This window comes from Kribbella sp. NPDC104218, from assembly GCF_055584105.1.
This window is the reverse complement of sequence record NZ_JBVJMQ010000002.1, coordinates 1,838,389-1,864,879: the sequence shown is the minus strand read 5'-3', so window position 1 is coordinate 1,864,879 and position 26,491 is coordinate 1,838,389. Positions and strand designations below refer to the sequence as shown.

Annotated in this window: 29 protein-coding genes; 18 read left to right on the top strand and 11 right to left on the bottom strand. The window is 69.4% G+C overall.

What is annotated here, in order from left to right; all coding sequences use genetic code 11:
• Position 1 precedes the first annotated feature (1 nt).
• From ACZ6ZD_RS24615 to ACZ6ZD_RS24585, 7 genes are all read left to right on the top strand, one after another.
• The gene (locus ACZ6ZD_RS24615) at positions 2 to 943 is read left to right on the top strand and encodes a carbohydrate ABC transporter permease (protein WP_465675882.1); all 942 of its coding nucleotides are present in this window, start codon (positions 2 to 4) and stop codon (positions 941 to 943) included.
• Positions 940 to 1,821 (top strand): carbohydrate ABC transporter permease, encoded by an 882-nt coding sequence (locus ACZ6ZD_RS24610; protein ID WP_465675880.1) that lies wholly within the window; start codon positions 940 to 942, stop codon positions 1,819 to 1,821. Before ACZ6ZD_RS24615 ends, ACZ6ZD_RS24610 begins: the two co-directional genes overlap by 4 nt.
• Positions 1,821 to 3,176, top strand: a complete 1,356-nt coding sequence (locus ACZ6ZD_RS24605; RefSeq protein WP_465675878.1) for an ABC transporter substrate-binding protein — start codon at positions 1,821 to 1,823, stop codon at positions 3,174 to 3,176. Before ACZ6ZD_RS24610 ends, ACZ6ZD_RS24605 begins: the two co-directional genes overlap by 1 nt.
• A gap of 210 nt (positions 3,177 to 3,386) precedes the next feature.
• The gene (locus ACZ6ZD_RS24600; protein ID WP_465675876.1) at positions 3,387 to 3,866 is read left to right on the top strand and encodes a DUF1707 SHOCT-like domain-containing protein; all 480 of its coding nucleotides are present in this window, start codon (positions 3,387 to 3,389) and stop codon (positions 3,864 to 3,866) included.
• Positions 3,863 to 4,270 (top strand): hypothetical protein, encoded by a 408-nt coding sequence (locus ACZ6ZD_RS24595; protein WP_465675874.1) that lies wholly within the window; start codon positions 3,863 to 3,865, stop codon positions 4,268 to 4,270. The genes ACZ6ZD_RS24600 and ACZ6ZD_RS24595 overlap by 4 nt, the downstream gene beginning before the upstream one ends.
• The gene (locus tag ACZ6ZD_RS24590) at positions 4,263 to 5,675 is read left to right on the top strand and encodes a multicopper oxidase family protein (RefSeq protein ID WP_465675872.1); all 1,413 of its coding nucleotides are present in this window, start codon (positions 4,263 to 4,265) and stop codon (positions 5,673 to 5,675) included. The genes ACZ6ZD_RS24595 and ACZ6ZD_RS24590 overlap by 8 nt, the downstream gene beginning before the upstream one ends.
• Before the next feature lie 28 nt (positions 5,676 to 5,703).
• Entirely contained in the window at positions 5,704 to 6,393 is a 690-nt protein-coding gene (locus tag ACZ6ZD_RS24585) for a DUF3592 domain-containing protein (protein WP_465675870.1), read from the top strand.
• Here the strand turns inward: ACZ6ZD_RS24585 and ACZ6ZD_RS24580 are convergent.
• From ACZ6ZD_RS24580 to ACZ6ZD_RS24545, 8 genes are all read right to left on the bottom strand, one after another.
• The gene (locus ACZ6ZD_RS24580) at positions 6,347 to 6,556 is read right to left on the bottom strand and encodes a hypothetical protein (protein WP_465675868.1); all 210 of its coding nucleotides are present in this window, start codon (positions 6,554 to 6,556) and stop codon (positions 6,347 to 6,349) included. The genes ACZ6ZD_RS24585 and ACZ6ZD_RS24580 overlap by 47 nt on opposite strands.
• 80 nt (positions 6,557 to 6,636) lie before the next feature.
• The gene (locus tag ACZ6ZD_RS24575) at positions 6,637 to 7,734 is read right to left on the bottom strand and encodes a sulfite oxidase (RefSeq protein WP_465675866.1); all 1,098 of its coding nucleotides are present in this window, start codon (positions 7,732 to 7,734) and stop codon (positions 6,637 to 6,639) included.
• A 26-nt stretch (positions 7,735 to 7,760) separates the two neighbouring features.
• Positions 7,761 to 8,369: a response regulator gene (locus tag ACZ6ZD_RS24570; RefSeq protein ID WP_465675864.1), complete on the bottom strand. Its 609-nt coding sequence runs from the start codon at positions 8,367 to 8,369 to the stop codon at positions 7,761 to 7,763.
• On the bottom strand, positions 8,366 to 9,481 hold the full coding sequence (locus tag ACZ6ZD_RS24565) for a sensor histidine kinase (protein ID WP_465675862.1): 1,116 nt from the start codon (positions 9,479 to 9,481) through the stop codon (positions 8,366 to 8,368). Before ACZ6ZD_RS24565 ends, ACZ6ZD_RS24570 begins: the two co-directional genes overlap by 4 nt.
• A 23-nt stretch (positions 9,482 to 9,504) precedes the next feature.
• The gene (locus ACZ6ZD_RS24560; protein ID WP_465675860.1) at positions 9,505 to 10,239 is read right to left on the bottom strand and encodes an ABC transporter permease; all 735 of its coding nucleotides are present in this window, start codon (positions 10,237 to 10,239) and stop codon (positions 9,505 to 9,507) included.
• Entirely contained in the window at positions 10,236 to 11,135 is a 900-nt protein-coding gene (locus ACZ6ZD_RS24555) for an ABC transporter ATP-binding protein (RefSeq protein ID WP_465675858.1), read from the bottom strand. Before ACZ6ZD_RS24555 ends, ACZ6ZD_RS24560 begins: the two co-directional genes overlap by 4 nt.
• Before the next feature lie 85 nt (positions 11,136 to 11,220).
• Complete coding sequence (locus ACZ6ZD_RS24550) at positions 11,221 to 11,946, bottom strand: DUF4328 domain-containing protein (RefSeq protein WP_465675856.1); 726 nt, start codon at positions 11,944 to 11,946, stop codon at positions 11,221 to 11,223.
• Between the two features lie 104 nt (positions 11,947 to 12,050).
• Entirely contained in the window at positions 12,051 to 13,463 is a 1,413-nt protein-coding gene (locus tag ACZ6ZD_RS24545) for a glycosyl hydrolase family 18 protein (RefSeq protein WP_465675854.1), read from the bottom strand.
• 394 nt (positions 13,464 to 13,857) lie between these two features.
• Here ACZ6ZD_RS24545 and ACZ6ZD_RS24540 point away from each other — a divergent pair, with 394 nt between their 5' ends.
• Complete coding sequence (locus ACZ6ZD_RS24540) at positions 13,858 to 14,319, top strand: RICIN domain-containing protein (protein WP_465675852.1); 462 nt, start codon at positions 13,858 to 13,860, stop codon at positions 14,317 to 14,319.
• Between the two features lie 33 nt (positions 14,320 to 14,352).
• Here the strand turns inward: ACZ6ZD_RS24540 and ACZ6ZD_RS24535 are convergent, their stop codons facing one another.
• Positions 14,353 to 14,982, bottom strand: coding sequence for a TetR/AcrR family transcriptional regulator (locus ACZ6ZD_RS24535; protein WP_465675850.1), 630 nt, complete (start codon positions 14,980 to 14,982; stop codon positions 14,353 to 14,355).
• A gap of 64 nt (positions 14,983 to 15,046) precedes the next feature.
• Here ACZ6ZD_RS24535 and ACZ6ZD_RS24530 point away from each other — a divergent pair, with 64 nt between their 5' ends.
• The 4 genes from ACZ6ZD_RS24530 to ACZ6ZD_RS24515 are packed head-to-tail and all read left to right on the top strand — an operon-like array spanning position 15,047 to position 18,722.
• The gene (locus ACZ6ZD_RS24530; RefSeq protein WP_465675848.1) at positions 15,047 to 16,501 is read left to right on the top strand and encodes a flavin-containing monooxygenase; all 1,455 of its coding nucleotides are present in this window, start codon (positions 15,047 to 15,049) and stop codon (positions 16,499 to 16,501) included.
• A 52-nt stretch (positions 16,502 to 16,553) separates the two neighbouring features.
• On the top strand, positions 16,554 to 17,870 hold the full coding sequence (locus tag ACZ6ZD_RS24525; RefSeq protein WP_465675846.1) for a hypothetical protein: 1,317 nt from the start codon (positions 16,554 to 16,556) through the stop codon (positions 17,868 to 17,870).
• Positions 17,867 to 18,094 (top strand): hypothetical protein, encoded by a 228-nt coding sequence (locus ACZ6ZD_RS24520; RefSeq protein WP_465675844.1) that lies wholly within the window; start codon positions 17,867 to 17,869, stop codon positions 18,092 to 18,094. Before ACZ6ZD_RS24525 ends, ACZ6ZD_RS24520 begins: the two co-directional genes overlap by 4 nt.
• A 10-nt stretch (positions 18,095 to 18,104) precedes the next feature.
• Positions 18,105 to 18,722 (top strand): hypothetical protein, encoded by a 618-nt coding sequence (locus ACZ6ZD_RS24515; protein WP_465675842.1) that lies wholly within the window; start codon positions 18,105 to 18,107, stop codon positions 18,720 to 18,722.
• A gap of 49 nt (positions 18,723 to 18,771) precedes the next feature.
• Here the strand turns inward: ACZ6ZD_RS24515 and ACZ6ZD_RS24510 are convergent, their stop codons facing one another.
• Entirely contained in the window at positions 18,772 to 19,518 is a 747-nt protein-coding gene (locus ACZ6ZD_RS24510; RefSeq protein WP_465675841.1) for a MerR family transcriptional regulator, read from the bottom strand.
• An 84-nt stretch (positions 19,519 to 19,602) separates the two neighbouring features.
• On the opposite strand from ACZ6ZD_RS24510, the gene ACZ6ZD_RS24505 reads away from it, so the two are divergent.
• From ACZ6ZD_RS24505 to ACZ6ZD_RS24480, 6 genes are all read left to right on the top strand, one after another.
• Complete coding sequence (locus tag ACZ6ZD_RS24505; RefSeq protein ID WP_465675839.1) at positions 19,603 to 21,426, top strand: hypothetical protein; 1,824 nt, start codon at positions 19,603 to 19,605, stop codon at positions 21,424 to 21,426.
• Positions 21,423 to 22,394 (top strand): alpha/beta fold hydrolase, encoded by a 972-nt coding sequence (locus ACZ6ZD_RS24500; RefSeq protein ID WP_465675837.1) that lies wholly within the window; start codon positions 21,423 to 21,425, stop codon positions 22,392 to 22,394. Before ACZ6ZD_RS24505 ends, ACZ6ZD_RS24500 begins: the two co-directional genes overlap by 4 nt.
• A 54-nt stretch (positions 22,395 to 22,448) precedes the next feature.
• Positions 22,449 to 23,591, top strand: a complete 1,143-nt coding sequence (locus ACZ6ZD_RS24495; protein ID WP_465675835.1) for a CaiB/BaiF CoA transferase family protein — start codon at positions 22,449 to 22,451, stop codon at positions 23,589 to 23,591.
• Positions 23,592 to 23,737: 146 nt separating this feature from the next.
• Complete coding sequence (locus ACZ6ZD_RS24490; RefSeq protein WP_465675833.1) at positions 23,738 to 25,168, top strand: NAD-dependent malic enzyme; 1,431 nt, start codon at positions 23,738 to 23,740, stop codon at positions 25,166 to 25,168.
• Positions 25,168 to 25,533: a VanZ family protein gene (locus ACZ6ZD_RS24485; RefSeq protein WP_465675831.1), complete on the top strand. Its 366-nt coding sequence runs from the start codon at positions 25,168 to 25,170 to the stop codon at positions 25,531 to 25,533. The genes ACZ6ZD_RS24490 and ACZ6ZD_RS24485 overlap by 1 nt, the downstream gene beginning before the upstream one ends.
• Positions 25,534 to 25,540: 7 nt before the next feature.
• Positions 25,541 to 26,098: a YqgE/AlgH family protein gene (locus tag ACZ6ZD_RS24480; RefSeq protein WP_465675829.1), complete on the top strand. Its 558-nt coding sequence runs from the start codon at positions 25,541 to 25,543 to the stop codon at positions 26,096 to 26,098.
• 3 nt (positions 26,099 to 26,101) lie between these two features.
• Here ACZ6ZD_RS24480 and ACZ6ZD_RS24475 read toward each other — a convergent pair whose 3' ends face one another.
• Positions 26,102 to 26,362 (bottom strand): DUF3039 domain-containing protein, encoded by a 261-nt coding sequence (locus tag ACZ6ZD_RS24475; RefSeq protein WP_465675827.1) that lies wholly within the window; start codon positions 26,360 to 26,362, stop codon positions 26,102 to 26,104.
• Positions 26,363 to 26,491: the final 129 nt, after the last annotated feature.

The following is a 26,491-nucleotide window of genomic DNA, read 5'->3' as shown; positions in this document are numbered from 1 at the left end:
CGTGACCGCCGCAACCAACGCACCACCAGCTGAACGAAGTCACGGGGAACAGGCGCCGCCGGTCCGGAAGCGACGGCGCCTGGGAGACCTCAAGGTCGCGATGATCTTCCTGGCCCCGGCGACGCTCGGGTTCGTCGTCTTCTACATCTGGCCGACACTGCGCGGCGCCTACCTGAGCTTCACCGAGTACAGCTTGCTCGAGGCCCCCAAGTTCAACGGGCTGGACAACTACGAGCGGATGATCCACGACAGCTTCTTCTGGAACGCGCTCGGCGTCACCGTCCAGTACGTCCTGATCAACATCGGCCTGCAGACCGTCCTCGCGGTCGCGATCGCGATGCTGATGTACCGGCTGACCAAGTCGATCACCGTCCGGGCCGCGATCCTGCTGCCCTACCTGGTCGCGAACGTCGTCGTCGCGCTGGTCTGGTACTGGATGCTCGACTTCCAGGTCGGCATCGTGAACCAGGGCCTGACCTGGCTCGGGATCGACCCGATCGCGTTCTTCGGCGACTCGAACTGGGCCATCCCGACCGTTGCCGGGATCAACGTCTGGCGGCACATGGGCTACACCGCGCTGCTGGTGTTCGCCGGCCTGCAGACCATCCCGTCGTACGTGTACGAGGCCGCCGAGGTGGACGGCGCGAGCGAAATGAAGACCTTCTGGCGGATCACGCTGCCGCTGCTGCGTCCTGTTCTGGTGATGGTCCTGGTGGTCACCATGATCGGGTCGTTCCAGATCTTCGACACCATCGCCGTCACGACCCAGGGCGGACCGATCAACTCGACCCGGGTCATCTACTACTACATCTTCGAGCGGGCGTTCACCCGCTTCGACTTCGGCTACGCCTCGGCGATGGCGATGGTGCTGTTCGCGATCCTGGCGGTCGTCTCGCTGCTGCAGCTGCGGCTGCTGCGCGCCAAGGAGAGTGATCTGGCATGAAACGTCCGCTGAACCCGGGCCGGATCGTCGCCTGGGCCGTGCTGATCATCCTGCTGATCGTCACGCTGTTCCCCTTCTACTGGATGCTCCGGACGGCGCTGTCGAACAACACCCAGCTCGCCGGCCACCCCAGCTCGCTGCTCCCGGTCGAGACCACCCTCGGCGCGTTCAAACGCGTGCTCGGGCTGGCCACGATCGAGGAGGCGCAGGCCCAGGGCGGCTCCGGCGCCTCGGTGAACTTCTGGCTGTACCTGCGCAACTCGTTGGTGGTGGCAACGATCACCACGGTCTGCCAGGTCTTCTTCAGCGCGATGGCGGCGTACGCGTTCGCCCGGTTGCGCTGGCCCGGCCGGGACAAGGTGTTCGCGCTCTTCCTGGCCGCGCTGATGGTGCCGCCGATCTTCACCACGCTGCCGAACTTCGTGCTGATCAAGAACCTCGGCCTGCTGAACAGCTTCGCCGGCATCATCCTGCCGGGTGCGTTCATGACGCCGTTCGCGATCTTCTTCCTGCGCCAGTTCTTCCTCGGCATCAGCCGGGAGCTGGAGGAGGCCGCGATGATCGACGGCGCCGGCCACGCGCGGCTGTTCTTCGGGATGATCATCCCGATGAGCGCGGCGCCGATCGCGACGCTGGCGATCCTGACCTACATCAACTCCTGGAACGACTACTTCTGGCCGCTGCTGGTCGGTCAGCAGGAGAACGTCCGCGTGCTCACGGTCGCCCTCGGCGTCTTCCGCTCGCAGACCCCGCAGGGCGGCCCGGACTGGGCCGGCCTGATGGCTGCCACGCTGATCGCGGCGCTGCCGATGATCATCCTGTTCCTGGCCTTCGCCAAACGCATCACCAACTCCATCGGCTTCTCGGGGATCAAATGATGAACCTCTCCCGCAGGACCTTGCTGAAAGCCGGCCTCGCCGCCCTCGCCGTCCCGCCGCTGGCCGCCTGTAACAACGGCGCCGCGGCGCGCGGTGAGGGGGAGGTCATCTACTGGCTCTGGGACTCCGCGCAGCTACCGATGTACACCGAGTGCGCGAAGGTCTTCCAGCAGCAGAACCCGCAGTACAGCGTCCGGATCGAGCAGTACGGCTGGGGTGACTACTGGTCGAAACTCGTCACCGGGTTCATCTCCGACACCGCGCCGGACGTGTTCACCTCGCACTCGGCGAAGTACCCCTTGTTCGCGGACAAGGGCCAGGTGCTGGCGATCGACGACTTCGTCGCCCAGGACAACGTTGACCTCGGCATCTACCAGAAAGGCCTGGCCGAGCGCTGGATCGGCGCCGACGGCAAGCGGTACGGCTTGCCGAAGGACTTCGACTCCGAGGTGTACTTCTACAACAGCGCGTTCACCGAGGCGGCCGGGATCAGCGTCGAGCAGCTGAACTCGATGACCTGGAACCCGCAGGACGGCGGCACCTTCGAGCAGATCGTGCGCCGGCTGACGGTCGACGCCAAGGGCCGCCGCGGCGACCAGCCCGGCTTCGACAAGACCAAGATCAAGGTCTACGGGCTCGGGTACGGCGACGCGGGCGGCTCCGACGGCCAGACCAGCTGGAGCTGGTACGCCGCCTCGAACGGCTGGAAGTACTCCGAGGGCGAGCCGTGGGGGACGAAGTTCTTCTACGGCGACCCGAAGTTCACCGACACCATCGGCTGGTGGCGGGGGCTGATCACCAAGGGGTACATGCCGACGTACGCGCAGGCGAAGTCCGGGGTCGACGTCACGACGTCGTTCGGCGCGGGGAAGTACGCGATCACGCCGAACGGGTCGTGGATGCTCGGGACGTACAAGACGCTGAAGCAGGTACCGACCAAGCTGGCGCGGTTGCCGGTCGGGCCGATCGGCAAGCGGATGTCGATGATGAACGGGCTGGCCGACACAATCTGGGCCGGCACCACGCGGCGGGAGGCGTCCTGGGCGTGGGTGAAGTTCCTCGGGTCGCAGACCGCGCAGGACATCGTCGCGAAGGCGGGCGTGGTGTTCCCGGCGGTGTCGGCGAGCCTGCCGGCGGCGAAGGCGAAGTTCGCGGCCGACGGGTGGGACGTGACGCCGTTCCTGGAGACGGTCGAAGCCGGTGACGTGTTCGCCTACCCGGCGAACCCGAACGCGGCGGACGTGAGCGCGGTGATGACGCCGGCGATGGACGCCGTGATGTCGTTCGAGGCCGACCCGGCGTCGCTGGCCGGGGCGAACGACGACGTCAACCAGATCCTCGCCGCGAGCGCCTAGGCGGCCGGGGCCCCGCCGTACCCGGGGCCCCGGCGATCTCCTCGGGGTTTGCCCGGGGGCGGGGTACTCCGCGGGGAGTACGGCGGACCGGGCTGGGTGGGGTGTGGTGCGCCTGGCGGGGTAGGCAGGGTGCCGCCGGCTGGGCGACGCGGTGGATGGGGTCGCCGGGACACGATCGGTGCAGTCGAAAACTGCGAACCGAGGAGTGTCATGAACGATCCGATCCGTATCGGGGACAGCGAACGTGAAGAGGCTGTTCGCCGGTTGGGCGAGCACTACGAGGCTGGGCGGCTGACGGCCGAGGAGCACGCCGAGCGCGTTGAGGCCGCGCTTCAGGCGAAGACCGGGCCGGAGTTGTCCGGGATGTTCGGCGATCTGCCGGGCGAACACCAGTCGGGCCCGGACGGCTGGGTGGACCCCGGACGGACGAACCCCGGACGAGGCTCCTGGGTTGGAGGTGCCACCGCCGGTGGCCCTTCGGCTGAGCAGAAGGCATCGTGGGCGGCCGGCCCGCCGTGGGCCCGTAAGGCGGGCGTGGGCGGGATCCCCCTGCCGTTGTTGATCGTGTTGGGCGTGCTGGCTGTTGCCGGGGTCGCCTGTGCCGTGCTGGGCGGGCATCCGCCGGTGTTGCTGTTCGTGGCGCTGCTGGCCGGCGCGGTCTTCTTCCTGCGGAAGCGGCGAGTGGCGTGAGGACGGCGTACCGGGTCCTGGCGCTGCTGATCTCGGTGGCGGTGGGATTGCAGGTGGCGTCGATCGCGTTCGCGGGGTTCACGGTGGCCAAGGACGCCGGTGACGGGGTCGCTATCGGGGCCGACTACACGAACTTCGGTCAGAGCTATCACAGCATCGCGGGGACGGCGATCGGCGTGCTGGCGTTGGCGTTGCTGGTGGTTTCGTTTCTGACGGAGGTGCCGCGGGGCCGGGTGCTGGCAGGAGTCGTGGTCGGGCTGGTCGCGCTGCAGTTCGTGCTGGCAGTTGTGTCGTTCGGCCTGCCGGCGCTGGGAGTTCTGCACGGGCTGAACGGGTTGGCCATCGCGGCCGTGGCGGGGACTGCGGCCGGTCGGGCCGCGGCGCCTCGGCCGGTCAGTGCGTAAGGGGCGGCTGGTCGCTCTCGGGATAGCGCTCGCGGTGCTCGCGCCGCTGGCCTACCTCTGGGCGACCAGCCTGGTCCCGTCGACGTACAACGCGGCCGACATGGGGTACGCCGACTACGGCGGCGGCCCGGCTGGTGGGCACGAGCATCACCACCGCAGCATCGCCGACCTGACCGGCCCCAGGACCGGTACGCCGGACGTCGCGGTCACGCTCGTCGCGCGGCAGGAACGGAAGGGCCTCGCGCGGTACACCCTCAACGGCAGCTCACCCGGACCACTGATCCGAGCCGAGAGCGGTGATCTCGTCGAGGTGACGCTGGTCAACGAGTCGGTCCAGGACGGCGCCACGCTGCACTGGCACGGGATCGACGTCCCGAACGCCGAGGACGGCGTCGCCGGCGTGACTCAGGACGCCGTACCGATCGGGGGCAGGCATGTCTACCGTTTCCGCGCCGAAGACGGCGGTACCTACTGGTACCACTCCCATCAGGTCTCCAGCGAGGTCGTCAAAGGCGGCTTGTTCGGCCCGATCGTGATCGCGCCCAAGGTGCCGGGCGAGGTGATCGCGACGATCCACACGTACGACGGCAAGCGGACGATCAACGGACAGCCGGGTTCGCAGCGGGTGGACCTACCGGCCGGGACGACTGCGCGAGTGCGGGTGATCAACACCGACAACGCAATTCTGCGGGTCGGGCTGGTGGGCACGCCGTACAAGGTGGTCGCGGTCGACGGCCGCGAGGTGAACGCGCCGACGCCGGTGCGCAAGGCGTACGCGCTCGCCGCGGGCGGACGGGTGGACATCGAGGCAGTAGTCCCGGCAGGTGGGATGGGCCTGGTCGCAGGCACGAGTGCGCTCTCGCTCGCGATCGGGCCGAGTGCGGGAGGCACGCCGGGTGAGCTGCCTGCCGACACAGTGGATCTGCTGACGTACGGACGGCCGATGCCGGTCGGGTTCGACCCCGCCACGGCGGACCGGCGGTTCGAGTACCGGATCGGGCGGCGGCCCGGCTTCCTCGACGGGGTGCCAGGGCTGTGGTGGACGATCAACGGGCGGAAGTTCCCCGACGTCCCGATGTTCATGGTCGCGTCCGGCGACGTCGTCCGGATGACGATCTCGAACACCAGCGGGCAGGCGCACCCGATGCACCTGCACGGCCACCATGCCGTCGTCCTCAGCCGCAACGGGACGCCGTCGTCCGGCGCGCCCTGGTGGACCGACACGCTCGAGGTCGGCAACGACGAGACCTACGAGCTCGCCTTCGTCGCCGACAACCCCGGTGTCTGGATGGACCACTGCCACAACCTCCCGCATGCCGCCGAAGGCCTGATGGCCCACCTCATGTACGCCGGCTACACGACCCCGTACCAAGTCGGCGGACACGCCCACAACGAGCCGGAGTAGGAGAACCGTCGGCCTGCATGATGTTCCGATGAGCAAGACGGACGCGGACGACGATCTGGACGGGCTGCAGTCCGTCCTCCTCGTCCTCTTCTTCCTCACGACAGGCGGCCTCCTCTACCTGGCCGGCTGGCTGGCCCGACCGAACTTCCTCTACGACAACCCGTTCATCTGCGCCGCCATCGCCGGCGGCCTCTGTTACCCGGCGCGCCTGCTCGTCGAGCGTTTCGACTGGTGGCACCGCATCGACGAACGCCGTCAGGCCCGAGCCGCGCGCCCGCCGCGCAAAGGCGTCGGGAGCGCGATCCGGATCGCCCGAATCGTGGTCGGGGTGCCGATCGCGCTGTTCGGGATCGCGGTCATCCCGCTGGGGCTGCAGAGCGGCCAGTCCGACGAACAGTTGCTGGCAGCAGGGCCGGTGGTGCCCGCCCAGGTGGTCTCCGTCGAAAGCGACCGCTGGTCGACAACCGATCAAGCCACCGTGAAGGTCGCACGGCCCGGTGACGGCGTGGCCGTCGAGCTGAGCGACGGCGACCAGCTCGAGCCGAGGCCTGCGGTCGGCGACCAGGTCAACGTGGTGGTCGACCCCGAAGACCCGTCCTATGTGCTGGCCGTGGATGTCGACCGGAGCTGGAGCTGGTGGGAGTACCCGCTGATCGGCCTGCTCGCGCTGTTCACCCTCGGCTTCGGACTGTTCCTCGTGTTCGGCCCGCGTCACTGAGCTCTGCGATCAGCGTGCAGGCCGCGGCGAGGGCCGAGGACTGCGTGGGGTAGGAGCCGTGCCAGAGCGGGTTGTCGGGTTGCGGGAACAGCTCGTCGTCGATGTCGGCGTACCACTGGCCGGCTGTTCGGAAGACCCGTGCGTGCAACTGCAGATCGTTCACCGTTTCACTCCTGGAGTGAGGACCGTGTACTGGTTCCAGGATGTGACGGCGATCCGCGCGAAGTGGACAGCGACACGCGGTCAGCTGACGAGGACGGTCATCCGCTGGGCGGAGTTGTTGGCGAAGCCGCCGCGGTTCCAGGGCGCTTCGATTGGTTGCTCTCGGCCACTGGCGTCGACCGCGCGGACGGTGAGGACGTGTTCACCCGGAGTCGCGTCCCAGTCGTGGGTGAAGGAGCGCCAGGCGAGTTCATCGTTGCCAGCAGCATCGAGTTTGGCAGTCTGCCAGCTGACGCCGGCGTCCGTGCTGACCTCGACGCGCTCGATCGGCGCCCATCCGGACCAGGCCCGGCCCTGCAACGTGACGGTGCCGGCGGCAACGAACCGGTGCCGACTCATGAAGTCGGGGAAGCCGGGCGGGATCAGCAAGGCGCGCGGCTCGATCCGGGTCACCGGCGTGCCGAGCTCGTCGGCCTCCTGGCGGATCCGGTAGGCGACGGCGTTCTGGAAGCCGCGGAACTCGTGGTCGATCAGCTCGATCGAGCGCAACCACTTCACACTCGCCATCCCGTACCAGCCCGGGACGACGAGGCGCAGCGGGAAGCCGTGTTGCGGGGGCAGCGGGTCGCCGTTCATCTCCCAGGCGACGATCGCGCCGGAGTCGATTGCCTCGGTCAACGACAGGCCGCGCTGGTAGTCCTGCTCGACACCGCGTTCGATGCCGTGGTCGGCGCCGGTGAAGACGACATCGACGGCGTCCGAGCGGACCCCCGCGTTACGCAGCAGGTCGGCGAGGAGGACGCCCGTCCACTCCGCAGTGCCGACGGCCTCGTTCAACCAGGGTTGGCTGATCGGGCGCGGCTGCAGCGCCGCGCGGCCATTGCCCGCGCACTCCAGCGTGACGCGGACGGTACGCCGTCCCATCGCGCGCAGCTCGGTCAGGCCGATCGACAACGGTTGCTCGACGCATCCGTCGACCTCGAGCCGCCAGGTCTCCGCCGTACCGACGGGGATGTCGTAGTGGACCAGCACGTAGTGCAAGCCGGCTGGTGTGACGTCGTACCGCAACGCCTCCAACGGGATCCCGTGATTACGCGCCGCCAGTTGTAGTTCGTCCCCGGTGATGCCCTCCCCGGTGTCCGCCAACCGCCCCCGCACGCTGAACTGCTCGATCGACATGCCCTCACACTAGGGCGGGCCGGACGTCAGAGCCAGCCGTTGTCGACAGCTATTCGTGCGGCCTCGGCCCGCGTCCGGGCGCCGGTCTTACCGATCGCGGCGGACAGGTGATTACGCACGGTGCCCTCGGACAGATGCAGCTCGCGCGCGATATCGGCGACCGTTCCGCCGGCCCGCGCGGACCGCAGCACGTCGGACTCCCGGCCGGTCAGCGGACTCGTACCCGCGACGAGAGTCTCAGCGGCGAGTGACGGGTCGACCACGCGCAGCCCCTGGTGCACCCGGCGGACGGCGTCCGCGAGCTGCGCCGCCGGGGTGTCCTTGACGACGAACCCGGCCGCGCCGGCCTCCATCGCGCGGCGCAGGTACCCGGGCCGGCCGAAGGTGGTCACCATCAGGATGCGGACGGCGGGGACGGCCTTGCGCAGGGCGGCCGCGGCCTCGATCCCGTCCAGGCCGGGCATCTCGACGTCGAGCAGCGCGACGTCCGGCGTACTGGCCTGGGCCGCGGCGACCACCTCGTCACCGCGGCCGACCTCGGCGACCACCTGGAGGTCGTGCTCGAGATCCAGCAACGCGGCCAGCGCGCCGCGCACCAGGGCCTGGTCGTCAGCGATCAGGAGTCGAATGGTCACGGGCCTACCTTCACAGCGAGTCGGAAGCCGCCGCCCGGCGCCTGGCCGATCTCGACGCTCGCGCCGGCCGCGTCGGCGCGTTCGCGCAGGCCGATCAGGCCGTGGCCGGTGCCGCCGGGGGCCGGGCCGCTGCCGTCGTCCAGGACTTCGATGCGGCGGGCGGAGTACTTGATCGTGCAGCGCTTGGCGCCGGAGTGCCGGATGACGTTCGTGACACCCTCGCGGATCACCCAGGCGAAGAGCTCGCGGTTCTGCTCGGGGACCTCGTCCATCGTGGTCGGCAGCTCGGCCTTGATCCCGGCCGCCTGCAGCGCGGCGCGGGCCGAGACGAGCTCACCGGCCAGGCTCAGCTCGCGGTATCCGGCGACGGCGGCGCGGACGTCGGCGAGCGCGGCCCGGGCCAGGCTCTCGACGTCGGCCACCTCGGTCGCGGCGCGCTCGGGGTTGGCCTGGATCAGCCGGCCGGCCAGCTCGGCCTTGACGGTGATCACGGTCAGCGAGTGGCCGAGGATGTCGTGCAGGTCGCGGGCGAACCGATTCCGCTCCTCCTGGACGGCGAGTTTGGCCATGTCCTCGCGGGCGGCGGCCAGCTCGGTGCCGCGCTGCATCGCGCGGCGCATCCCGAACACGGCCAGGCCGCCGAGGAAGATCGCGAGGCCGTAGCTGCCGTCGTCCGACCAGCCGGGGACCAGGCGCATCGACAGCTCCGCGCCGCCGAGCAGGAGCGCGACGATCACGACGCCGAGCCGGATGTCCAGCGAGACCATCGCCGTCGCGCCGATGTAGACCAGGCAGGTGAGCGCGGTCTGACCGGCGGTCGTGATCAGCAGCAGGGCCAGGGCGAGCATCGCGCCGAGGTAGGTCAGTCGCTGCCACAGCGGCGCCGCGTTCGGCCGGAAACCCTGCCAGCGCAGGAGGAAGAAGTAGCCGAGGTACGACGCCGCGAAAACCAGCAGGTTGAGCAGACCGAGCACGCGGGTGACGCCGTGCTGGGTCTGCACGATCTCTTGCAGCGGCTGACCGAGGTAGAACAGCCAGACCCCGACGGCCAGGAACCCCAACCGGCCGCGCCGCTCCGAATACTCGGGTTCGGCGGCCGGTGGGAGCTTCATGAAGGCCACGCTATGCCACGTCCTCAGGCTCGCGCGGTGTCCGCGCGGAAGCGGCGCAACGCGATGAAGCCGAGGACGACCGTCCACGCGAGTACGACGAGCAGGGCCTGGGTGTCCACACCGGCGGTGGTCAGCGCGCTGCGCGACGTCTGGCCGGTCCAGTACGCCGGGGTCAGCTGCGCGATGTGCTTCATCAGCGACGGCATCTGGTCGACCGGCAGCCAGAGCCCGCCGAAGGCCGCGATCAGCATCGTGCTCAGGCCGGTGATGGGCTGCACGCTGTCCGGTTTGGCGACGTACCCGATCACCAGGCCGATCGCGGCGAACGGGAGCGCGCCGAGCCAGGAGACCAGCGCGACGGTGAGCCACTGGCTCGCGCCGAGGTGGACGTGACCGACGATCCGGCCGAAGAGGAAGACGATCAGCAGCGGCGGGATCGCGAGCAGCAGCGAGAGGATCACCTTGCTGGCGACGTAGGCCTGCGGTTTGAGCGGCGTCAGGCGCAGCGTCCGGTTCCAGCCGCCGTCGCGCTCGGCCGCGATCGCGCCGCCGCTGCTCATCGCGGCCGACATCGAGCCGAACATCGCCATACTGACCATCACGTAGGCGATCGCGGAGATGCCGCCCGTGCTGGCGTCGTCCGGGATGGTCAGGCCGAAGATCGCGAACAGGACCACCGGCATCAGGATCGAGAACAGCAGTACGCGTTTGTTCCGCAGCGTGCGGCGGATGTCGAACATCAGGTAGGTGCGGTTCATGCCAGGGCCTCCTGCTCCGCGCTGATCGCGAGGACGGCGTCCTCGAGGTCGGCCGAGGTGACCTCGATGTCGTGCGCGCGGGTGTTCGCGAGCAGGTAGCGCAGCGTCGCGTCGGAGTCCGCGCATTGGAGCAGGACGACGTCGCCGCGGGTCTCGACAGTCCTTACCCCGTTGAGGGATGCGAGCGTGGTGAGGTCGGCGTTCGGGACGGTGGCCCGGATCGTCCGGCCGGAGACGCTCGCCTTGATCTGCGCGGCGGTGCCGTCGGCAACTACTTTCCCGTTCCGCATCAGGACGACGCGATCGGCGTACGCGTCGGCCTCTTCGAGGTAGTGCGTCGCGAACAGAACCGTTCGGCCGCGGGCGGTCTCGGCGTGCATCGACGCCCAGAAGTCGCGCCGGGACTCGACGTCCATCCCGGTCGTCGGCTCGTCGAGCACGATCAGGTCGGGCTGCGGGACGATCGCCATCGCGAACCGCACCCGCTGCTGCTGACCGCCCGACAGCCCCTTCAGCTTCCGGTCGCGCAGGTCTGCGATCCCGGCCCGGTCCAGCGCTTCGTCCACCGGCATGGGGTGTTTGTGCAGTCCGACCACCAGATTCAGCAGCTCACCGACCTTGGCGTCCTCGATGATCCCGCCGCTCTGCAGCATCACCCCGACCTGCCCCTGCGCGATCGCCTCCTCCGGGGTCCCGCCGTACACCCGCACCGCGCCCTGATCCGGCCGCACCAACCCCAGCAACATCTCGATGGTCGTCGACTTCCCCGCCCCATTGGGCCCCAGCAGCGCCACCACCTCACCGGCCCGGATCTCCAGATCCACCCCGGCCACGGCCTGCACCGTCCCGTACTTCCTGGTCACACCCCTCAGGCTGACCGCACTGGTTGTCGTCATACGACCAGCCTGCGGCGGGACGCCGTCCCGTCCCTCGCTCAGCCGTCACGACCACCCCATGACATCCGTCAGCCGGTTCTCAGGGTCAGGGCTCAGGGGTTTGCCACCAGGGGATTCGCGGCCGGGTGTTCTGGTCGCCGTTGATGATCCGGATCACCCGGATCGCCAGGAACGCGGCGATACAACAGAAGATGCTGCTCACCGTGGCGCACAGGGCGGCGGCGTACAGGCCGGAGGTGACGTCGGATCCGCGACCGCTGACGGCGCCGTTGGCGATCACGGCGGACAGCCAGCCCGTGATGCCCTGCAGGAGCCAGAAGGCCCACCAGTTCGAGACATCCGGTGACTTCCGGGTCTCCAGCCAGACCCCGCGCGGCGACGTCCAGGGATCACTGGCCACCGCGATGTCGCTGACTACGCGCCGCGGTACGAAGAACGACACGATCGGGACGCACCAGCCGCCGATCAGCCAGCCGCGGCGGTACTGGTGCTGACCGTCGCAGAAGAACTCGGCGTTCCGGCGGGCGCGCCACAGCCAGACGATGAACAGCGATCCGGCGGTCAGCAACAGGACGAAGTAGATGCCACTCGTGATGAGACTGAATCGGTCGACCGCCTCCAGTCGCCCGTTGTCGATCCGGTCGACGGCGAACTGCGCTACGGCGGACGCCGTCCGCCAGTCCGCCACGGTCGACGCGACGTTGGCGACCGCGGCCAGGACGATCGCGACGGACGCCGCGACGCCGTACCCGGGGTCCGCTCGGAAGCGGGGCGCGTCGGCTGCCTGGGGGTGCGTTCCGGCTGGGTGCATGGCACCACTGTGCGGCGAATTCGCACCGCGTGGAGGGTGCCGACCGGTTGTTGCCAGCGCATGGGTCGGCCCGGGGATCTGCAGATCCCCGGGCCGGTGGTCGGTCAGGCGGGGAGGGTCCAGAGCTGGTTGGCGCTGGTGGCGCAGGTCCAGATCTGGAGGCGGGTGCCGTCGGCGGAGGATTGGCCGGTGGCGTCGAGGCACTTGCCGGAGGCGGGGTTGCGGAGGTTGCCGTTGGACTGGGCCTGCCAGGTCTGGGCGCCGGTGCCGTTGCAGTCGTAGAGCTGGGTGAGGGTGCCGTTGGTGGTACCGGCGGCGGCTACGTCGAGGCACTTGCCGAGGGCGCGGATGGTGCCGTCGGAGCTGACGGTCCAGGTCTGGCCGGAGCCGCTGCCACAGGTCCAGAGCTGGACGGCGGTGCCGTTGGCGCTGTTGTTGCCGGCGACGTCGACGCACTTGCCGGCGATGCCCTTGATCTGGCCGGTCTTACCGGTCGGCGGGTTCTGGGTGCCGCCGGCGGCGTCGAAGATCGCGCTGAGCAGCGAGAGGCTGCCGGTGGCGTCCTGGGACAGCTCCCAGTTCATGATGCCGCCGGCGTTCGCGACCGCCCACTCGGTCTTGCGCTTGATGGTCGGGATGCCGTTGTAGCACTGCTGACCGCCGTTGTTGTAGCAGTCGACGTTCGCGTTGGCCGGGTTCTGCGCGACGATGTCCTTGTACGCGACGTACGTCGGCCGGCTGTAGAACGGGACGCCGAAGACGGCCTTGGCCTTCGGCAGACCGCGGTTCTTCCAGAAGTTCATCGCGCCGATCGACCAGTTGTAGTTGGCGTGCGGGCTGCCGCCGTCGTACGCCATGATGTTCAGCCAGTCGACGTACCCGAAGACCGCGGGCTGGACGCCGTTCGCCGTCCCGCCCTCGGAGATGACGGCCGCGGTGAGCAGCTTGCCGTTGTTGTGCAACGTGGTGCTCAGCTGCTGCATGAGCAGCGTGAAGCGGTCGCCCGAGACGCCCGGATCCGGGTACTCCCAGTCGATGTCGACGCCGTCCAGGTTGTACTGGTTGATGGCGCCCATGACGGCGTTCACGAACGTCGTCCGCGAGCTCGCGTTGGTCGCCAGCGCCTCGAACGCCGAGTCGTTGCCGTTGTTCCAGCCGCCGATCGCGAGGGAGACCTTGACGCCGTTCTGGTGCGCGAGGCTGACCAGCTGGTTCAGCTTCCCGGGGTCGGGAATGGCCTGCAGGGTGCCGTTGGAGTTCGGCAGCGCGAACGAGTAGTTGATGTGGGTGAGCTTGCTGTACTGGATCGCGGTGACGCTGCCCGACCACGACGGCATGTAGCCGACGCTCTTGAAACCGGCGGGCAGAGCCTCGGCCGCGGTGACTGCCGTGGGGGCGGCGGCAGCAGCGGGCGCGGCTTCGGCTTTCGTCGTCGCGAGAGTGCCGACCAGACCGGCGGTACCGGTCACGAGCGCCAGCGCCGCAACGGCGAGCCGGCTTCGGGTGAATGACTTCATGGGGGCGGGTTCCTTTCGGAGGGATCCCTCGCACCGCACCCGACCGCCCGTCCGACGGCAGGCAGGAGTCGTCGAACGGTCGTCTCGGCACCTTCCTGGGGGCGGCTTGTGGCGAAGGCGAATATAGAAAAGATCTGACCGAAGTGCCGTTAGTTTGCTCGCCGGTCACAGGCGCGTCAAGGTGTCGTGACATACGAGAATGCGCATTCTTACCCGCCCCGGAAACCCCCGCTGGGAAAGCGGTACCGGTTCCGGAAATTTCCGGACAGCGCTTGCCGTAGCCGAAGTGGCCTGCTCCCGAGTCCGCCGTTTCGGTCTGCATCGAAGGGCGTGAGGCGCGGGCCGATGCTCCTTAAGGTGAATCGACCTGAATCTACAACGTTGGAGGAACGCGATGCGAATCTCGGCACGACGCGGCGCGGTGGTCTCGGCGGTCGCCCTCGCCCTCACACTCCCGGTCGCCGGCGCCGCGACGGCAACGGCGGCCCCGGTCAACGAGCAAGTGGTCGGCCCGCAGGCCGTCTTCGCGTTGCAGCACACCGGTACCGGCCGCTGTCTGCTGGACAACGGTTCGATCCGGACCGGGGTCGGTCCGTGCGCCCTGCCCGGTCACAAATGGGACCTGGTTGACGCCGGCGGCGGCTGGATGACGATCCGTAACGTGGGGACCAACCGCTGTCTGGATGCATCCGGCTCCAGCGTCTATCCGCACACTTGCAACAGTGGATTGAACCAGCGGTGGGTTCAGGCGAGTGACGGAGCACTCCTGAATGCGGCCGTTTCCGGTGCGGTGCTCGCCAGTAACAGCAACGGTGACGTGTGGATGGGCAACAGCGGGAGCTGGCGGCGGATCTGACGCGAGTGGCGCCGGGCCTGTAAGGGGCCGGCGCTACGTCTGGCTGAGGGTTTTGAGGCCTTGCCAGAGGAGGTCTTGGAGGGTGCGGGCGACTTTTTGCGGGGTTGGGGGGTTGGGGGTGCGGGAGCGCCAGATGGCGAGGCGTTCGGTGGCGCCGGAGATGGAGTGGGCGAGGATCTCGATCTCTTCGGCGTCGGTGGGGCGGTCCGGCGGGAGGTTGAGGCGGACCATGGTCGAGATCAGCTCGATGAAGGCGTTCCGGACCTCGTCGGTGGCGGCGGCCATCGGGCCGGCGGCGAGCATGCCCTCGTCGATCAGGACCGACCAGGCCTGCGGGTGGTCGTCGAGGAACTGGAACCAGGCGACGAAACCGGCGTAGAGCGCGTCCTCGACATCGGCGGCGGCCATGACGGCGTCCGCGACGTACTCCAGGAGCTGGGTGCGCAGGCTGGCCAGGCAGGCGAGGAAGAGCCCGTCCTTGGAGCCGTAGTACTGGTAGATCAGGGGTTTCGAGACCCCGACCGCGGCGGCGACGTCGTCCATCGAGGTGCCCTGGTAGCCGCGTTCGCCGAAGATCCGCTCGGCCGCGGCGAGGATCTCCCGCTCCCGCGCGGCGCGGTCGCGCCGGCGTTTCGGGGTCTGGTGTTCCGTGGTCGACGTCACTTGCACATCGTAACTGACTCTGGGTAACTTACTCGGAGTAAGTTCGTCCGCGAGGAGGCCTGCCATGGAGAACAAGCACCGGATCGTGGTCATCGGCACCGGGTTCGCCGGGATCGGGATGGCGGTTCGCCTCAAGCAGGCGGGGTACGACGACTTCGTCGTCCTCGAGCGCGCGGACGACGTCGGCGGCACCTGGCGGGACAACACCTACCCCGGCTGCCGCTGCGACGTCCCCTCGCATCTGTACTCGTTCTCCTTCGCCCCGAATCCGGACTGGTCGTCCACGTTCTCCCCGCAGCCCGAGATCGAGCAGTACCTCCGCGACGTCACCGATCGGTACGGCGTCCGTCCGCACATCCGCTTCGGTCACACCGTCGAGAAGGCGACCTGGGTGGACGGCGAGTGGCGGGTCGAGACCGATCAGGGGGACTTCGTCGCCCAGTTCGTCCTGTCCGGGATGGGTCCGCTCGCCGAGCCGTCGGACCCGAAGCTGCCCGGGATCGAGAACTTCGAGGGCGAGGTCTTCCACTCCGCGCGCTGGAATCACGACCTCGATCTGGCCGGCCGTAAGGTCGCCGTGGTCGGCACCGGCGCGTCCGCGATCCAGTTCGTCCCGGCGATCCAGCCCGAGGTCGAGGAGCTGCACCTGTTCCAGCGGACGCCGCCGTGGGTGATGCCCCGGCCGGACCGCAAGATCTCCGCTGCCGAGCGCGCCGTCTTCCGCCGGTTTCCCCTTGCGCAGAAGGCGATCCGGACCGGTATCTACTGGGCGCGCGAGTCGTTCGTGCTCGGTTTCGCGAAGCTGCCCGCGATCATGAAACAGGCGCAGAAGGTCGCCAAGACGCATCTCGATCGCCAGATCCGCGACCCGAAACTGCGCGCCAAACTCACCCCCGACTTCACCCTCGGCTGCAAGCGCATCCTGCTCTCCGACGAGTATTACCCCGCGCTCGCGCAGCCGAATGTCGACGTCGTCACCGACGGGATCGCCGAGGTCACCCCGACCGGCATCGTCGACACCGAAGGCGTGAAGCACGAGGTCGACACGATCATCTACGGCACCGGCTTCAAGGTCACCGACCTCCCGGTGATGGACATGCTCTACGGCCGTGAGGGCCGTTCGCTCCGGGACGCCTGGTCAGAGGGGATGGAGGCCCACCTCGGGACGGCGATCGCCGGCTTCCCGAACTTCTTCCTGCTGATCGGCCCGAACACCGGCCTCGGCCACAGCTCGATGGTGTTCATGATCGAGTCCCAGATCGCCTACATCCTGGACGCGCTGAAGACGATCGACAGCCAGGGTCTGCGCGAGGTCGAGGTTCGGCCGGAGGTGCAGCGGCAGTTCGTCCACGAGGTCCGCTCGTCGATGCAGAACACGATCTGGACTCGCGGCGGCTGCACCAGCTGGTACCTGGACGCCGAGGGCCGCAACACGACCCTCTGGCCGACCTTCACCTTCCGGTTTCGGCAGCTCACCCGGCACTTCGACGCGGGCGAATATCGAACCCTCGCTATGTGACATTGTGCGTGTTACATTCGATCGGTCAGATACCTGATCGGAGGGTGCCGGCGTGCTGGAGCTCTTGGTGCCGATGCACGGGATCGGCGGGCGTGGTGATCTGCCGGTGCCGCTCTGGCTGGCGATCTACTCGGCCGGCGCCGCCGTCGCGGTGTCGTTCTTCGCGCTCGCGGCCTTCTGGTCCCGCCCGCGCTTCGAAGCGGTGGGCGGTACGCCGCTCGCCGTCCTGACCAAGGTGGTCGACGCCCGCGCGACGCGGTGGGTCGTGCGGTTGCTCGGCGTCCTCGCCTTGGCGTTGCTGGTCGGCGCGGCCTGGTTCGGCAGCGCCTCCCCGGCGGAGAACCCGGCGCCGACCTGGCTGTACGTGTGGATCTGGGTCGGCATCATCCCGCTGTCCCTGCTCTTCGGTCCGGTCTGGCGATTCGCGAACCCGCTGCGGACGATCGCCGGCCTGGTCCGGCGGACGTCGTACCGGGCGCTGCCGGAGCGGATCGCGTACTGGCCCGCGGTGGCTGGGCTGGCCGGGTTCGTCTGGCTGGAGCTTGTCTACCCGGATGCGTCCGAGCCGCTGGTGGTCGCGGCGTACGTGACGGCGTACGCCGTCCTGAACATCGCGGCCGGGATCGTCTACGGCCCGGCCTGGTTCGCGATCGGCGACACCTTCGAGGTGTACGCCGAGGTCCTGGCGCGGCTCAGCCCATGGGGCCGCGACGACGCCGGGCGGATCGTGCTGCGCAACCCGCTGGCCGGGCTGGCGACCATGCCGCAGCGGTCGGGGCTCGTCGCGCTGCTCTGTCTGTTGCTCGGTTCGACAGCCTTCGACGGCGTCTCGCGCTGGTCAGTCTGGACGAGCCGGACGAGCGATCTGAGTCGCGGCGGGCATCTGGTCGTCTACACGCTCGGCCTACTCGTCGCGGTCGCGCTCGTGGCCGCGCTCTTCATCCTCGCCGCGCGGACCACCGGGGCTGCCGAGATCCGCCCGGGCGCAGTTGGCTCGGCTGGGCTGCCGGGCGCGTTCGTGCACTCGCTCGTCCCCATCGCGATCGGCTATGCGGTCGCGCATTACTTCTCGTTCGCGATGTTCCAGGGACAGGACGGCGTCCTGCTCGCGACGGACCCGTTCGGCCGCGGCTGGGATCTGCTCGGGACGAGCGGGATGCGCATCGACTACGCGTTCTTGGGTACTGGCCTGATCGCTGGAGTGCAGATCGGCGCGATCGTGCTCGGACACGTACTCGGGGTCGTGTCCGCCCACGATCGTGCCGCCGGTCTGTTCCGGCGCCGGCAGTTGCGGAAGGCGCAGTACCCGATGCTGGCCGCGATGGTCGCCTTCACGGCCGGCGGGATCGCGCTGGTGACGGCCTCGTGATCGCCTTGCACATGGGCGGCGTCCCCGAGACCGCGATGGTGCTCGGGCCGATCCTGCTGATCATCGCGTTCATCCGGATCGCCAAGCGGCACGAGGCCGAGCATCCGGACCTGGCGGACGACGACTGGGACGCCGACCTCGGCGACCTGCCGGCCGCGCCAACTAATTCCCTCGAGTGTGCGTCTAGTTCGGCGTCGGACCACGAAGGGCCGACGCGGAGCTGAGGGGGCTCATATGAACAAGAAGCGTTTCGGTGTACTGGCGGGTGTCGGGGCGGTGCTCGGATCGGGTGGGCTGCTGGCGGCGACGATGCTGCCGAGCTCGGCCGGCACGACGAACACCACGAGCCAGACGCAGGTGACGAGCGCGCAGGCGATCAGCTACGGCTACCGCTACTTCGAGTGCTCGCAGCCGAAGGAGTGCCACGCGACCGCCGTCCTGCCGAAGACCTGGAAGCACGTCGACCAGGGCCGCGAGAAGACCGCCTTCCAGGACCCGACCGCCAACCGGATGATCCGCTTCGACTTCACCCGCCCCGACGTACCGCCGACCACCGAGGCCAAGGCCCGGCAGAAGGTCGCCGCGCTCAAGGGCACCCCGGGCCTGCGGATCCAGAACGTCTACACCGCCCGCATGCAGTCCACCAACAGCCAGGGCCGCCTGACCATGACCACGGTCGTCTACACCTACCGCTCCGGCAAGACCACCCGCTGGGTCGCCACCCGCTACCTCGGCCAGCACGGCAGCAACAAGGCCGAACTCGAGATCACCGTCGGCGGTGTCCCCACCGACTACAAACTCCTCGGCACCGCCCTCCTCAAAGCCACCCAATCCGTAGCCCTCGCCGGCTGATCCCGTCGGACCCAAGACCCGGGGAATCTCCCCGGGTCTTGGCATGTCGTCAGCCGGTGGAGGGGAGGGTGGTGGGGTCGAGGCCCAGTTCTTCGTAGGCGACGACCTCGATCTCGCGGGCCATGGCTTCGCGGAAGGCGGCGACGAGGGCCTGGCCGGCCAGGGGGATGATGTTCTCGAGGGTGCGCTGGATCTCGGGCCAGCCTTCGGCGGGGAGGCCGGCGTCGGCGAACTCGCGCCAGACGGTGGAGCGGAAGAGCTCGACGTAGGTCTTGGCGACGGCGTCGGCCTGGGCGAAGAGTTTGGGCAGCATCGCGAAGATCGCGTCCAGGGGGACGCCGAGTTTGATCACCTCGAGGCCGGTGCGGAGCAGGTCGGGGTTGGGGATCCGCAGGCGGCCGTCGTCCATCCGCTCGGCGATGCCCAGCTCGACCAGCTTGGCGATGATGACCGGGTCGTGGGGGATACCGGCCCGCTCGGCGAGCTGGTACTCGTCGAGCTCCTCGGGCTCGGACGGCGTCCACGGGTTGACGAGCGTCTCGAAGACGCCGAGCGCCATCGCGCCGTCCGGCAGCTCGCTCATCATCCGCTCGACGGCGGCCAGCGTGTAGCCCTTGCCGAGCAGCTCCTGGACGAGGGTGAGCCGGGCCACGTGGTCGTGGCCGTAGTACCCGGTGCGACCGGCCAGCCGCGGCGGGGGGATCAGCCCGCGCCCGGCGTAGGCCCGCACATTACGCACCGTCATGCCCACCTTGGCGGCGAGCTGGTCGACGGTGAACTCCTCGTCTGGTTCCACCCTTGACAGTCTTCCAGATGACACGTTACATAGGGTATGTAACATCTGCCATGGCGCATACTTAATGTCCCGAAGGAGCGACAAATGGCGATCCCGCTGGCCACGACCGGTACGGCGTCCTTCGATCAGATCGCGATCGTGACCGGTGTGGTCGGGTTGCTGTACGTCGCACTGGCCGTCTTCCTCTGGCGGGAGCGGACCGGGCGCGCCACGCTCGTCGGCAGGCTCGCGGACACCATCGGGCGACTGGACGGAGTCCCCCGATGGGCCGCGCTGTCGCCGTACCTGCACGTCGTCTCGCTGCTGTCCTGCGCCTTCGGCGTCTGGTGGGACATCGCCGTCCACATCGACAAGGGCCGCGACACCGGCCCGTTCGGGACGCCGGCGCACTATCCGATCTTCTTCGGCATCCTCGGCGTGATCGTGACCGGCGTGCTGCCGATCGCGCTCGCCGGCAAGCCGCTGCCGGCCCGCACGATCAAGCTGACCAAGAGCTGGCGGATCCCGTGCAGCGCGGCGCTGATCCTGGTCTGCGGCACCTTCGCGCTGGTCGGCTTCCCGCTCGACGACACCTGGCACCGGCTGTTCGGTGAGGACGTCACGCTCTGGGGCCCGACCCACCTGCTGATGATCGGCGGCGTGGTCTTCTCGATCTTCGCCCGGCTGCTCGCGGTCGCCGAGGTCGAGCAGCTGATGGGGATGAACAAGCGCCGGATGTTCCAGGAGATCGCGTCGGTCGGCGCCCTGCTGATCGCCTGGGACCTGTTCAGCACCGAGTTCAACTACGGCGTCCCGCAGTTCCCGCTGATCCTGCACCCGCTGCTGATCGCGTTCGGCGCGGCGCTCGGCTTCACGATCCTGCGCGCCCGCCGCGGCCCCGGCGTCACGTTCGGCGCGCTCGCGATCTACCTCGCCGTCCGCGGCGGGATCGCCTGGGCGGTGGACCAGCCGCTCGGCGAGATCCTCGGTCACTTCCCGCTGCTGATCGTCGAGGCGATCCTGGTCGAGGCCGTAGCCCTTGCCCTCGGCAACAAGAACCGCTTCCGGCTCGGCCTGGTCGCGGGCGCCCTGATCGGGACCGTCGGCGTCACCGCGGAGTACGCCTGGAGCCAGGTCTGGATGCCGATCGCCTGGCCGTCCGGGCTGCTGCCGTCCGCGCTCGGGTTCGGCCTGTTCGTCGGCGCCGGCGCGGGGCTCGTCGGGGCCTGGCTGGCCACCCGGTACGCCGAGGTCGCGGGTGAGCCGCGGTCGACCGACGTCCGCAGCACCCGTCCGGCCGCGATCCGCCGGACGCATCAACTCGGCGCGATCGGCCTGGTCGCGGTCGTCGGGATCATCTTCTTCTGCGTCCCGCGATCCGCTGAGCCGGGCGTGACCGCGACGGTCTCGCTCGAGCGCGTCGCCACCGGCGCCGAGCCGACGGCGTACGTCACCGTCAAACTCGACCCGGCGACGGCCGCGGACGACGCGCGCTGGTTCGAGGCGCTCGCCTGGCAGGGCGGCGGGCGGATCCTGCACCCGATGGAGAAGGTTGCCGACGGCACGTACCGGTCCACCGACGCGTTGCCGATGTACGGCAAGTGGAAGTCGATGATCAGGCTGCACACCGGGCAGCGCGACATGGTCGCGATGTGGGTGTACGCGCCGGAGGACGCCGCGATCGAGAAGCCCGCGATCCAGGTCTCGGACGGGCAGACGGTCGAATTCGTCAACGAACAGCTGACGTTGCGGCGCGAAGAGCGCACCGACGTGCCACGATGGATGTGGAACGGCGGCTACGCCCTGCTGGGCGTGGTCGGTCTGCTGGAGCTCGCCGGCATCGCCTGGCTGGTCGGCCGCGGCGCCCGGGGCGGGCGTCTCCGCGCCGCCCACCTCGCCGCCGGCGACCGGGAACGGGAGACTGCGTGACAATTCAGGCCGAGTGCTCGGGAGTCACCACCACCGACGGCATCCACCTCAACGTCGAGACCACCGGCCCGGCCACCGCGCCGGTCACGGTCCTCCTCGTCCACGGCTGGACCTGCTCGACGCGATCGTGGCACAACCAGGTCGACAGCCTGCCGGGGATCCTCGGCGCGGACAACGTCCGCGTGGTGACCTACGACCACCGCGGGCACGGCCGCTCGGACGCGGCGCCGGCGGGCTCGCTACGCATCGAGCAGCTCGCGGACGACCTCGTCACCGTGCTGGACGACGTCGTCGGCGACGGGCCGGTCGTCTACGCCGGGCACTCGATGGGCGGCATGACGCTGATGGAGCTGGCCGACAAACGCCCGGACGTCTTCGGCGCGCGGATCAAGGCCGCCGTCCTGGTCAGCACGTCGTCCGGCCAAGCCGCCCGCGGCGCCTTCGGCATCCCGTCCCGCTTCGAACCAGCCGCCGTCCGCATCGCTCCCCGCATCGCGAAAGTCGTCGGCAGCCGAGTGGACCGCAGGGTGGAACGCCTTGCGGCCAAGGCGTTGGACGTCGCGCCGCGGACGCGCCGGGGCGCCGCGGAACGAAAAGCTCTGGTCGGCGCGCTCGTCCAGCGGCCGGCGCTCCGGCAGGTCGTGTTCGGCAAGAAGGCGGACCCGGCGGAGATCGCGCTCTTCGTCGACGAGCTCGCACTCTTGCCGGGGCTTTCGTACAGCGGGTTCTTCGAGGCGATCCTGCAGCACGATCGGGCGGATGCTCTGAAGGTGCTGGACCAGATCCCGGTGGAGATCATGCACGGGACGCGCGACCGGCTGCTGCCGCCGCGGCATGCGAACCGGATCGCGGCCGAGCTACCGAGCGCGAGGCTGTGGATGTACCCCGGCGCCGGGCACATGTTGCCGCAGGAGCGGCCGCGGGACGTGACGCATCGGCTGGCTTCGCTGGCGCGCAAGGTGGCTTGAGGGATCAGTCTCATTTCGCGCCACCGTGTGAGCTGACCGAATAGCCTCACAGGCATGCAGCTGCTCTCGGATGTCGTCGTGGTGGACCTGACCCGGGCTCTGGCCGGGCCGCACGCGGGCATGATGCTCGGGGACCTGGGCGCGCGGGTGATCAAGGTCGAGACCCCGGACGGCGGCGACGACAGCCGCGGCTGGGGGCCGCCGTTCGTCGAGGGGGAGTCGACGTACTTCCTGTCCGCGAACCGCAACAAGGAGTCCGTCACCGCGGATCTGAAATCCGCCGAGGGCAAGGATCTGCTGACCAAGCTCGTCCAGCGGGCCGACATCCTGCTGGAGAACTTCCGCCCGGGGGTGCTGGACCGGCTCGGTTTCCCGGTCGAGCGGTTGCACGAGCTGAACCCGGGGCTGATCGTCGTGTCGATCACCGGGTTCGGGCACGACGGGCCGGAGGGCGGCCGGGCCGGGTACGACCAGATCGCGCAGGGCGAGGGCGGCCTGATGAGCGTCACCGGCGAGGCCGAGCCGACGAAGGTCGGCGTCCCGATCGCGGATCTGCTGGCCGGGATGTACGCCGCGTACGGCGCGCTGGCCGCGTTGCACGAGCGGTCGGTGACGGGCAAGGGCCGGGTGGTGCGGACGAGTCTGCTGGCCGCGATGGTCGGCGTCCACGCGTTCCACGGGACGAAGTGGACGGTCGCCGGGCTGGTGCCCGGGCGGATCGGCAACCACCACGCGCAGATCGCGCCGTACGGGATGTTCTCGACGGCGGACGACAGCGTGCAGGTCGCGGTCGGCAGCGAGGGGCAATGGCGGACGTTCGCGCCGATCGTCGGGCTCGATCCGGCCGACCCGCGGTTCGCGACCAACGCGGACCGGGTCGGCAACCGGGACGAGCTGATCGCCGCGATCGAGGCGGCGTTCGCGCAGGCGCCGGCCGACAAGTGGCTGGAAACGCTGGCCGAGCAGGGGATTCCGGCCGGGAAGGTCCGCGACTTCCAGCAGGTCTACGAGTGGGAGCAGACCCGCTCGCAGGGCCTCCTGATCGACGTCGAGCACCCGGCGCTGGGCGCCATCCAGCTGCCCGGCCCGCCGCTGCGCTTCGACGACCTCCCGTACGCCGGCGCCCGCGAGACGAACGTCCCGCCGCCGCGCCTGGGTGAGCACAACGAATCGGTCCGCAAGTGGCTGGCCGAGTAGCGCACCGCTGCCCCATCACAATTGCCACCCGGCGGAACGTGTGAGCGTGGCCGTGACCGCTTGGCCCGATTGTGATGGCCCGGCGGTCCGTGGACTTTACGAACGGAACCTCAGGGCCTTACCAGTGCCATGAGAGGATCACCCGCGTGACTGCCTTGCCGAGTGTTTCGTACTCCATCACCGTTCGCCTCGAGGTGCCCGCGGGCGGCTCGACGGTCAGCAAGCTGACGACCGCGGTCGAGCAGGCCGGCGGCCTCGTCACCGCCCTCGACGTGACCGCGTCCGGCCACGAGCGGCTGCGGATCGACGTCACCTGCGCCGCCGCCGACACCGAGCACGCCGGCCGCCTGGTCGAGGCGATGCGCGCCGTCCCGGGCGTCGAGATCGGCCGGGTCTCGGACCGGACCTTCCTGATGCACCTCGGCGGCAAGATCTCGATGGAGGCCAAGCACCCGATCCGCAACCGGGACGACCTCTCGATGATCTACACCCCGGGCGTGGCCCGGGTCTGCCTGGCGATCGCCGCCAACCCCGACGACGCGCGCCGGCTGACCATCAAGCGGAACACGGTCGCCGTGGTCACCGACGGCTCGGCCGTCCTCGGCCTGGGCAACATCGGCCCGAAGGCCGCGCTGCCGGTGATGGAGGGCAAGGCCGCGCTGTTCAAGCGGTTCGCCGGGATCGACGCCTGGCCGCTCTGCCTCGACACCCAGGACCCGGACGCGATCGTCGAGATCGTCAAGGCGATCGCCCCGGGGTTCGCCGGGATCAACCTGGAGGACATCTCCGCGCCGCGCTGTTTCGAGATCGAGGCCCGGCTGCGCGAGGAGCTCGACATCCCGGTCTTCCACGACGACCAGCACGGGACGGCGGTCGTCGTCCTCGGCGCGCTGTACAACGCGCTGCGCGTGGTCGGCAAGGACATCAGCGAGGTGAAGGTGGTGCTGTCCGGCGCGGGCGCGGCCGGGACGGCGATCCTCAAGCTGCTGATCGCGGCCGGCGTGAAGGACACCTGCGTCGCCGACATCGGCGGCATCATCCACACCGAGCGCGAGGGCCTGTCGCCGGAGCTGCGCTGGATCGCGGAGAACACCAACGCCGCGCAGTACACCGGTGACCTGAAGGGCGCGCTGGCCGGGGCGGACGTGTTCATCGGCGTCTCCGCGCCGAACATCCTGACCGGCGCCGACATCGCCACCATGAACGAGAACTCGATCGTCTTCGCGCTGGCGAACCCGACCCCCGAGGTCGACCCGGCCGAGGCCGGCGAGCACGCGGCCGTCGTCGCGACCGGCCGCAGCGACTACCCGAACCAGATCAACAACGTGCTGGTCTTCCCGGGCGTCTTCCGCGGTCTGCTCGACGCGCAGTCGTCCAAGGTGTCGATCGAGATGGAGCTGGCGGCCGCGAAGGCGCTGGCCGGCGTCGTCACCGACGAGGAGCTGAACGCGACGTACATCGTGCCGAGCGTCTTCCACCCCGAGGTGCACACGCGCGTCGCGCACGCCGTCCGGGACGCCGCCGGCGGCAAGGCGCCCGCGAGCGAGGTCTTCCCGGACGACTCGCCTGCGCTCTGATGACGGCGCCGGCGGTTTCGGTGTGGCTGTGGCGGGCCGCCTTCGTGGCGGCCTGCGCGCTGCAGCTGTACGGCGTCTACTCGCCGGGGTCACCCGGGCCCGAGGAGCTGTTCCCGGGGATCGACAAGATCGCGCACTTCGGGTTGTTCGCGGCGGTCGCGTTCACCGGCCTGAGGGTCGGCGTCCCGGCCCGCTGGCTGCTGGCCGCCCTGGTGCTGAACACGGTGGCCAGCGAGCTGATCCAGCACTACCTGCTGCCGCACCGCGACGGCGACGTCTTCGACGCGCTCGCCGACCTGATCGGGGTCGCGGCCGGGGCCTGGGCGGGGTGGGCCGTGGTGCGCCGGTCCGCGGGCACGACATGATGGGGGTATGACGGTCTCGACCCTCACCGGTTCACTCCTGGTGGCGACCCCGTTGCTCGACGAGCCGCCCTTTCGCCGATCGGTGATCCTGCTCCTCGATCACGACGACGACGGCGCGCTCGGCGTGGTGATCAACCGCGCCGCGGATCTCGCCGTCGATCGCGTCCTGCCGGACTGGTCGACGGCGGTCGACGAGCCGGGAGTGCTGTTCATGGGCGGTCCGGTCGGCACCGACAGCGCGCTCGCCGTCGCCGAGGTGATCGAATCCGCCGACCCGCCGGGCTGGCGGGAGTGCTTCGGCCGGATCGGGCTGGTCGATCTCGACGTCCCGCCGGCGCTGCTCGAGGGCGCGATCCAGCGGATGCGGATCTTCGCCGGGTACGCCGGCTGGTCGTCCGGCCAGCTCGAGGGCGAGATCACCGAGGGCGCCTGGTACGTCGTCGAATCGCGGCCCGACGACGTCTTCGGCCAGGACCCGGACACGCTCTGGCGCCGCGTGCTGCGCCGCCAGACCGACGAGGTGGCCTACCTGGCCACCTACCCCGACGACCCGACCCAGAACTGAGGGCTACTCGCCCTCGCCGTCCCCGCCCGGTTTCATCGTCTCCCAGATCTCCTTGCACTCCGGGCAGACCGGGAACTTCTGCGGATCCCGGCTCGGCACCCACACCTTCCCGCACAGGGCCACCACCGGCGTCCCCATCACCATCGCCTCGGTCAGCTTGTCCTTCGGGACGTAGTGCGAGAACCGCTCGTGGTCCCCGCCCTCCAACGGCTGCGTCCGCTCGTCGACGACCGTATCGGCGCCCGGGCTCAACTGCGTGCTCATCCCCCGAGTGTATGCCGCCGCCCCCGTCACCCCTAGTCGTCCACCGGCCGAACCGGGCGGTTCCGGGGGCGGCGAATCTGTTCTGTCGGTGATGTCGGGTAACGTTCCTGCACGGCTTACTTGTCGTCG

Excerpts from the sequence above, each read along its gene's own strand:
- ACZ6ZD_RS24610 (WP_465675880.1), top strand. The coding sequence starts at position 940 with ATGAAACGTCCGCTGAACCCGGGCCGGATCGTCGCCTGGGCCGTGCTG.
- ACZ6ZD_RS24605 (WP_465675878.1), top strand. The coding sequence starts at position 1,821 with ATGAACCTCTCCCGCAGGACCTTGCTGAAAGCCGGCCTCGCCGCCCTC.
- ACZ6ZD_RS24600 (WP_465675876.1), top strand. The coding sequence starts at position 3,387 with ATGAACGATCCGATCCGTATCGGGGACAGCGAACGTGAAGAGGCTGTT.
- ACZ6ZD_RS24585 (WP_465675870.1), top strand. The coding sequence starts at position 5,704 with ATGAGCAAGACGGACGCGGACGACGATCTGGACGGGCTGCAGTCCGTC.
- ACZ6ZD_RS24575 (WP_465675866.1), bottom strand. The coding sequence starts at position 7,734 with ATGTCGATCGAGCAGTTCAGCGTGCGGGGGCGGTTGGCGGACACCGGG.
- ACZ6ZD_RS24565 (WP_465675862.1), bottom strand. The coding sequence starts at position 9,481 with ATGAAGCTCCCACCGGCCGCCGAACCCGAGTATTCGGAGCGGCGCGGC.
- ACZ6ZD_RS24560 (WP_465675860.1), bottom strand. The coding sequence starts at position 10,239 with ATGAACCGCACCTACCTGATGTTCGACATCCGCCGCACGCTGCGGAAC.
- ACZ6ZD_RS24555 (WP_465675858.1), bottom strand. The coding sequence starts at position 11,135 with ATGACGACAACCAGTGCGGTCAGCCTGAGGGGTGTGACCAGGAAGTAC.
- ACZ6ZD_RS24550 (WP_465675856.1), bottom strand. The coding sequence starts at position 11,946 with ATGCACCCAGCCGGAACGCACCCCCAGGCAGCCGACGCGCCCCGCTTC.
- ACZ6ZD_RS24545 (WP_465675854.1), bottom strand. The coding sequence starts at position 13,463 with ATGAAGTCATTCACCCGAAGCCGGCTCGCCGTTGCGGCGCTGGCGCTC.
- ACZ6ZD_RS24540 (WP_465675852.1), top strand. The coding sequence starts at position 13,858 with ATGCGAATCTCGGCACGACGCGGCGCGGTGGTCTCGGCGGTCGCCCTC.
- ACZ6ZD_RS24530 (WP_465675848.1), top strand. The coding sequence starts at position 15,047 with ATGGAGAACAAGCACCGGATCGTGGTCATCGGCACCGGGTTCGCCGGG.
- ACZ6ZD_RS24515 (WP_465675842.1), top strand. The coding sequence starts at position 18,105 with ATGAACAAGAAGCGTTTCGGTGTACTGGCGGGTGTCGGGGCGGTGCTC.
- ACZ6ZD_RS24505 (WP_465675839.1), top strand. The coding sequence starts at position 19,603 with ATGGCGATCCCGCTGGCCACGACCGGTACGGCGTCCTTCGATCAGATC.
- ACZ6ZD_RS24495 (WP_465675835.1), top strand. The coding sequence starts at position 22,449 with ATGCAGCTGCTCTCGGATGTCGTCGTGGTGGACCTGACCCGGGCTCTG.
- ACZ6ZD_RS24485 (WP_465675831.1), top strand. The coding sequence starts at position 25,168 with ATGACGGCGCCGGCGGTTTCGGTGTGGCTGTGGCGGGCCGCCTTCGTG.
- ACZ6ZD_RS24480 (WP_465675829.1), top strand. The coding sequence starts at position 25,541 with ATGACGGTCTCGACCCTCACCGGTTCACTCCTGGTGGCGACCCCGTTG.
- ACZ6ZD_RS24475 (WP_465675827.1), bottom strand. The coding sequence starts at position 26,362 with ATGAGCACGCAGTTGAGCCCGGGCGCCGATACGGTCGTCGACGAGCGG.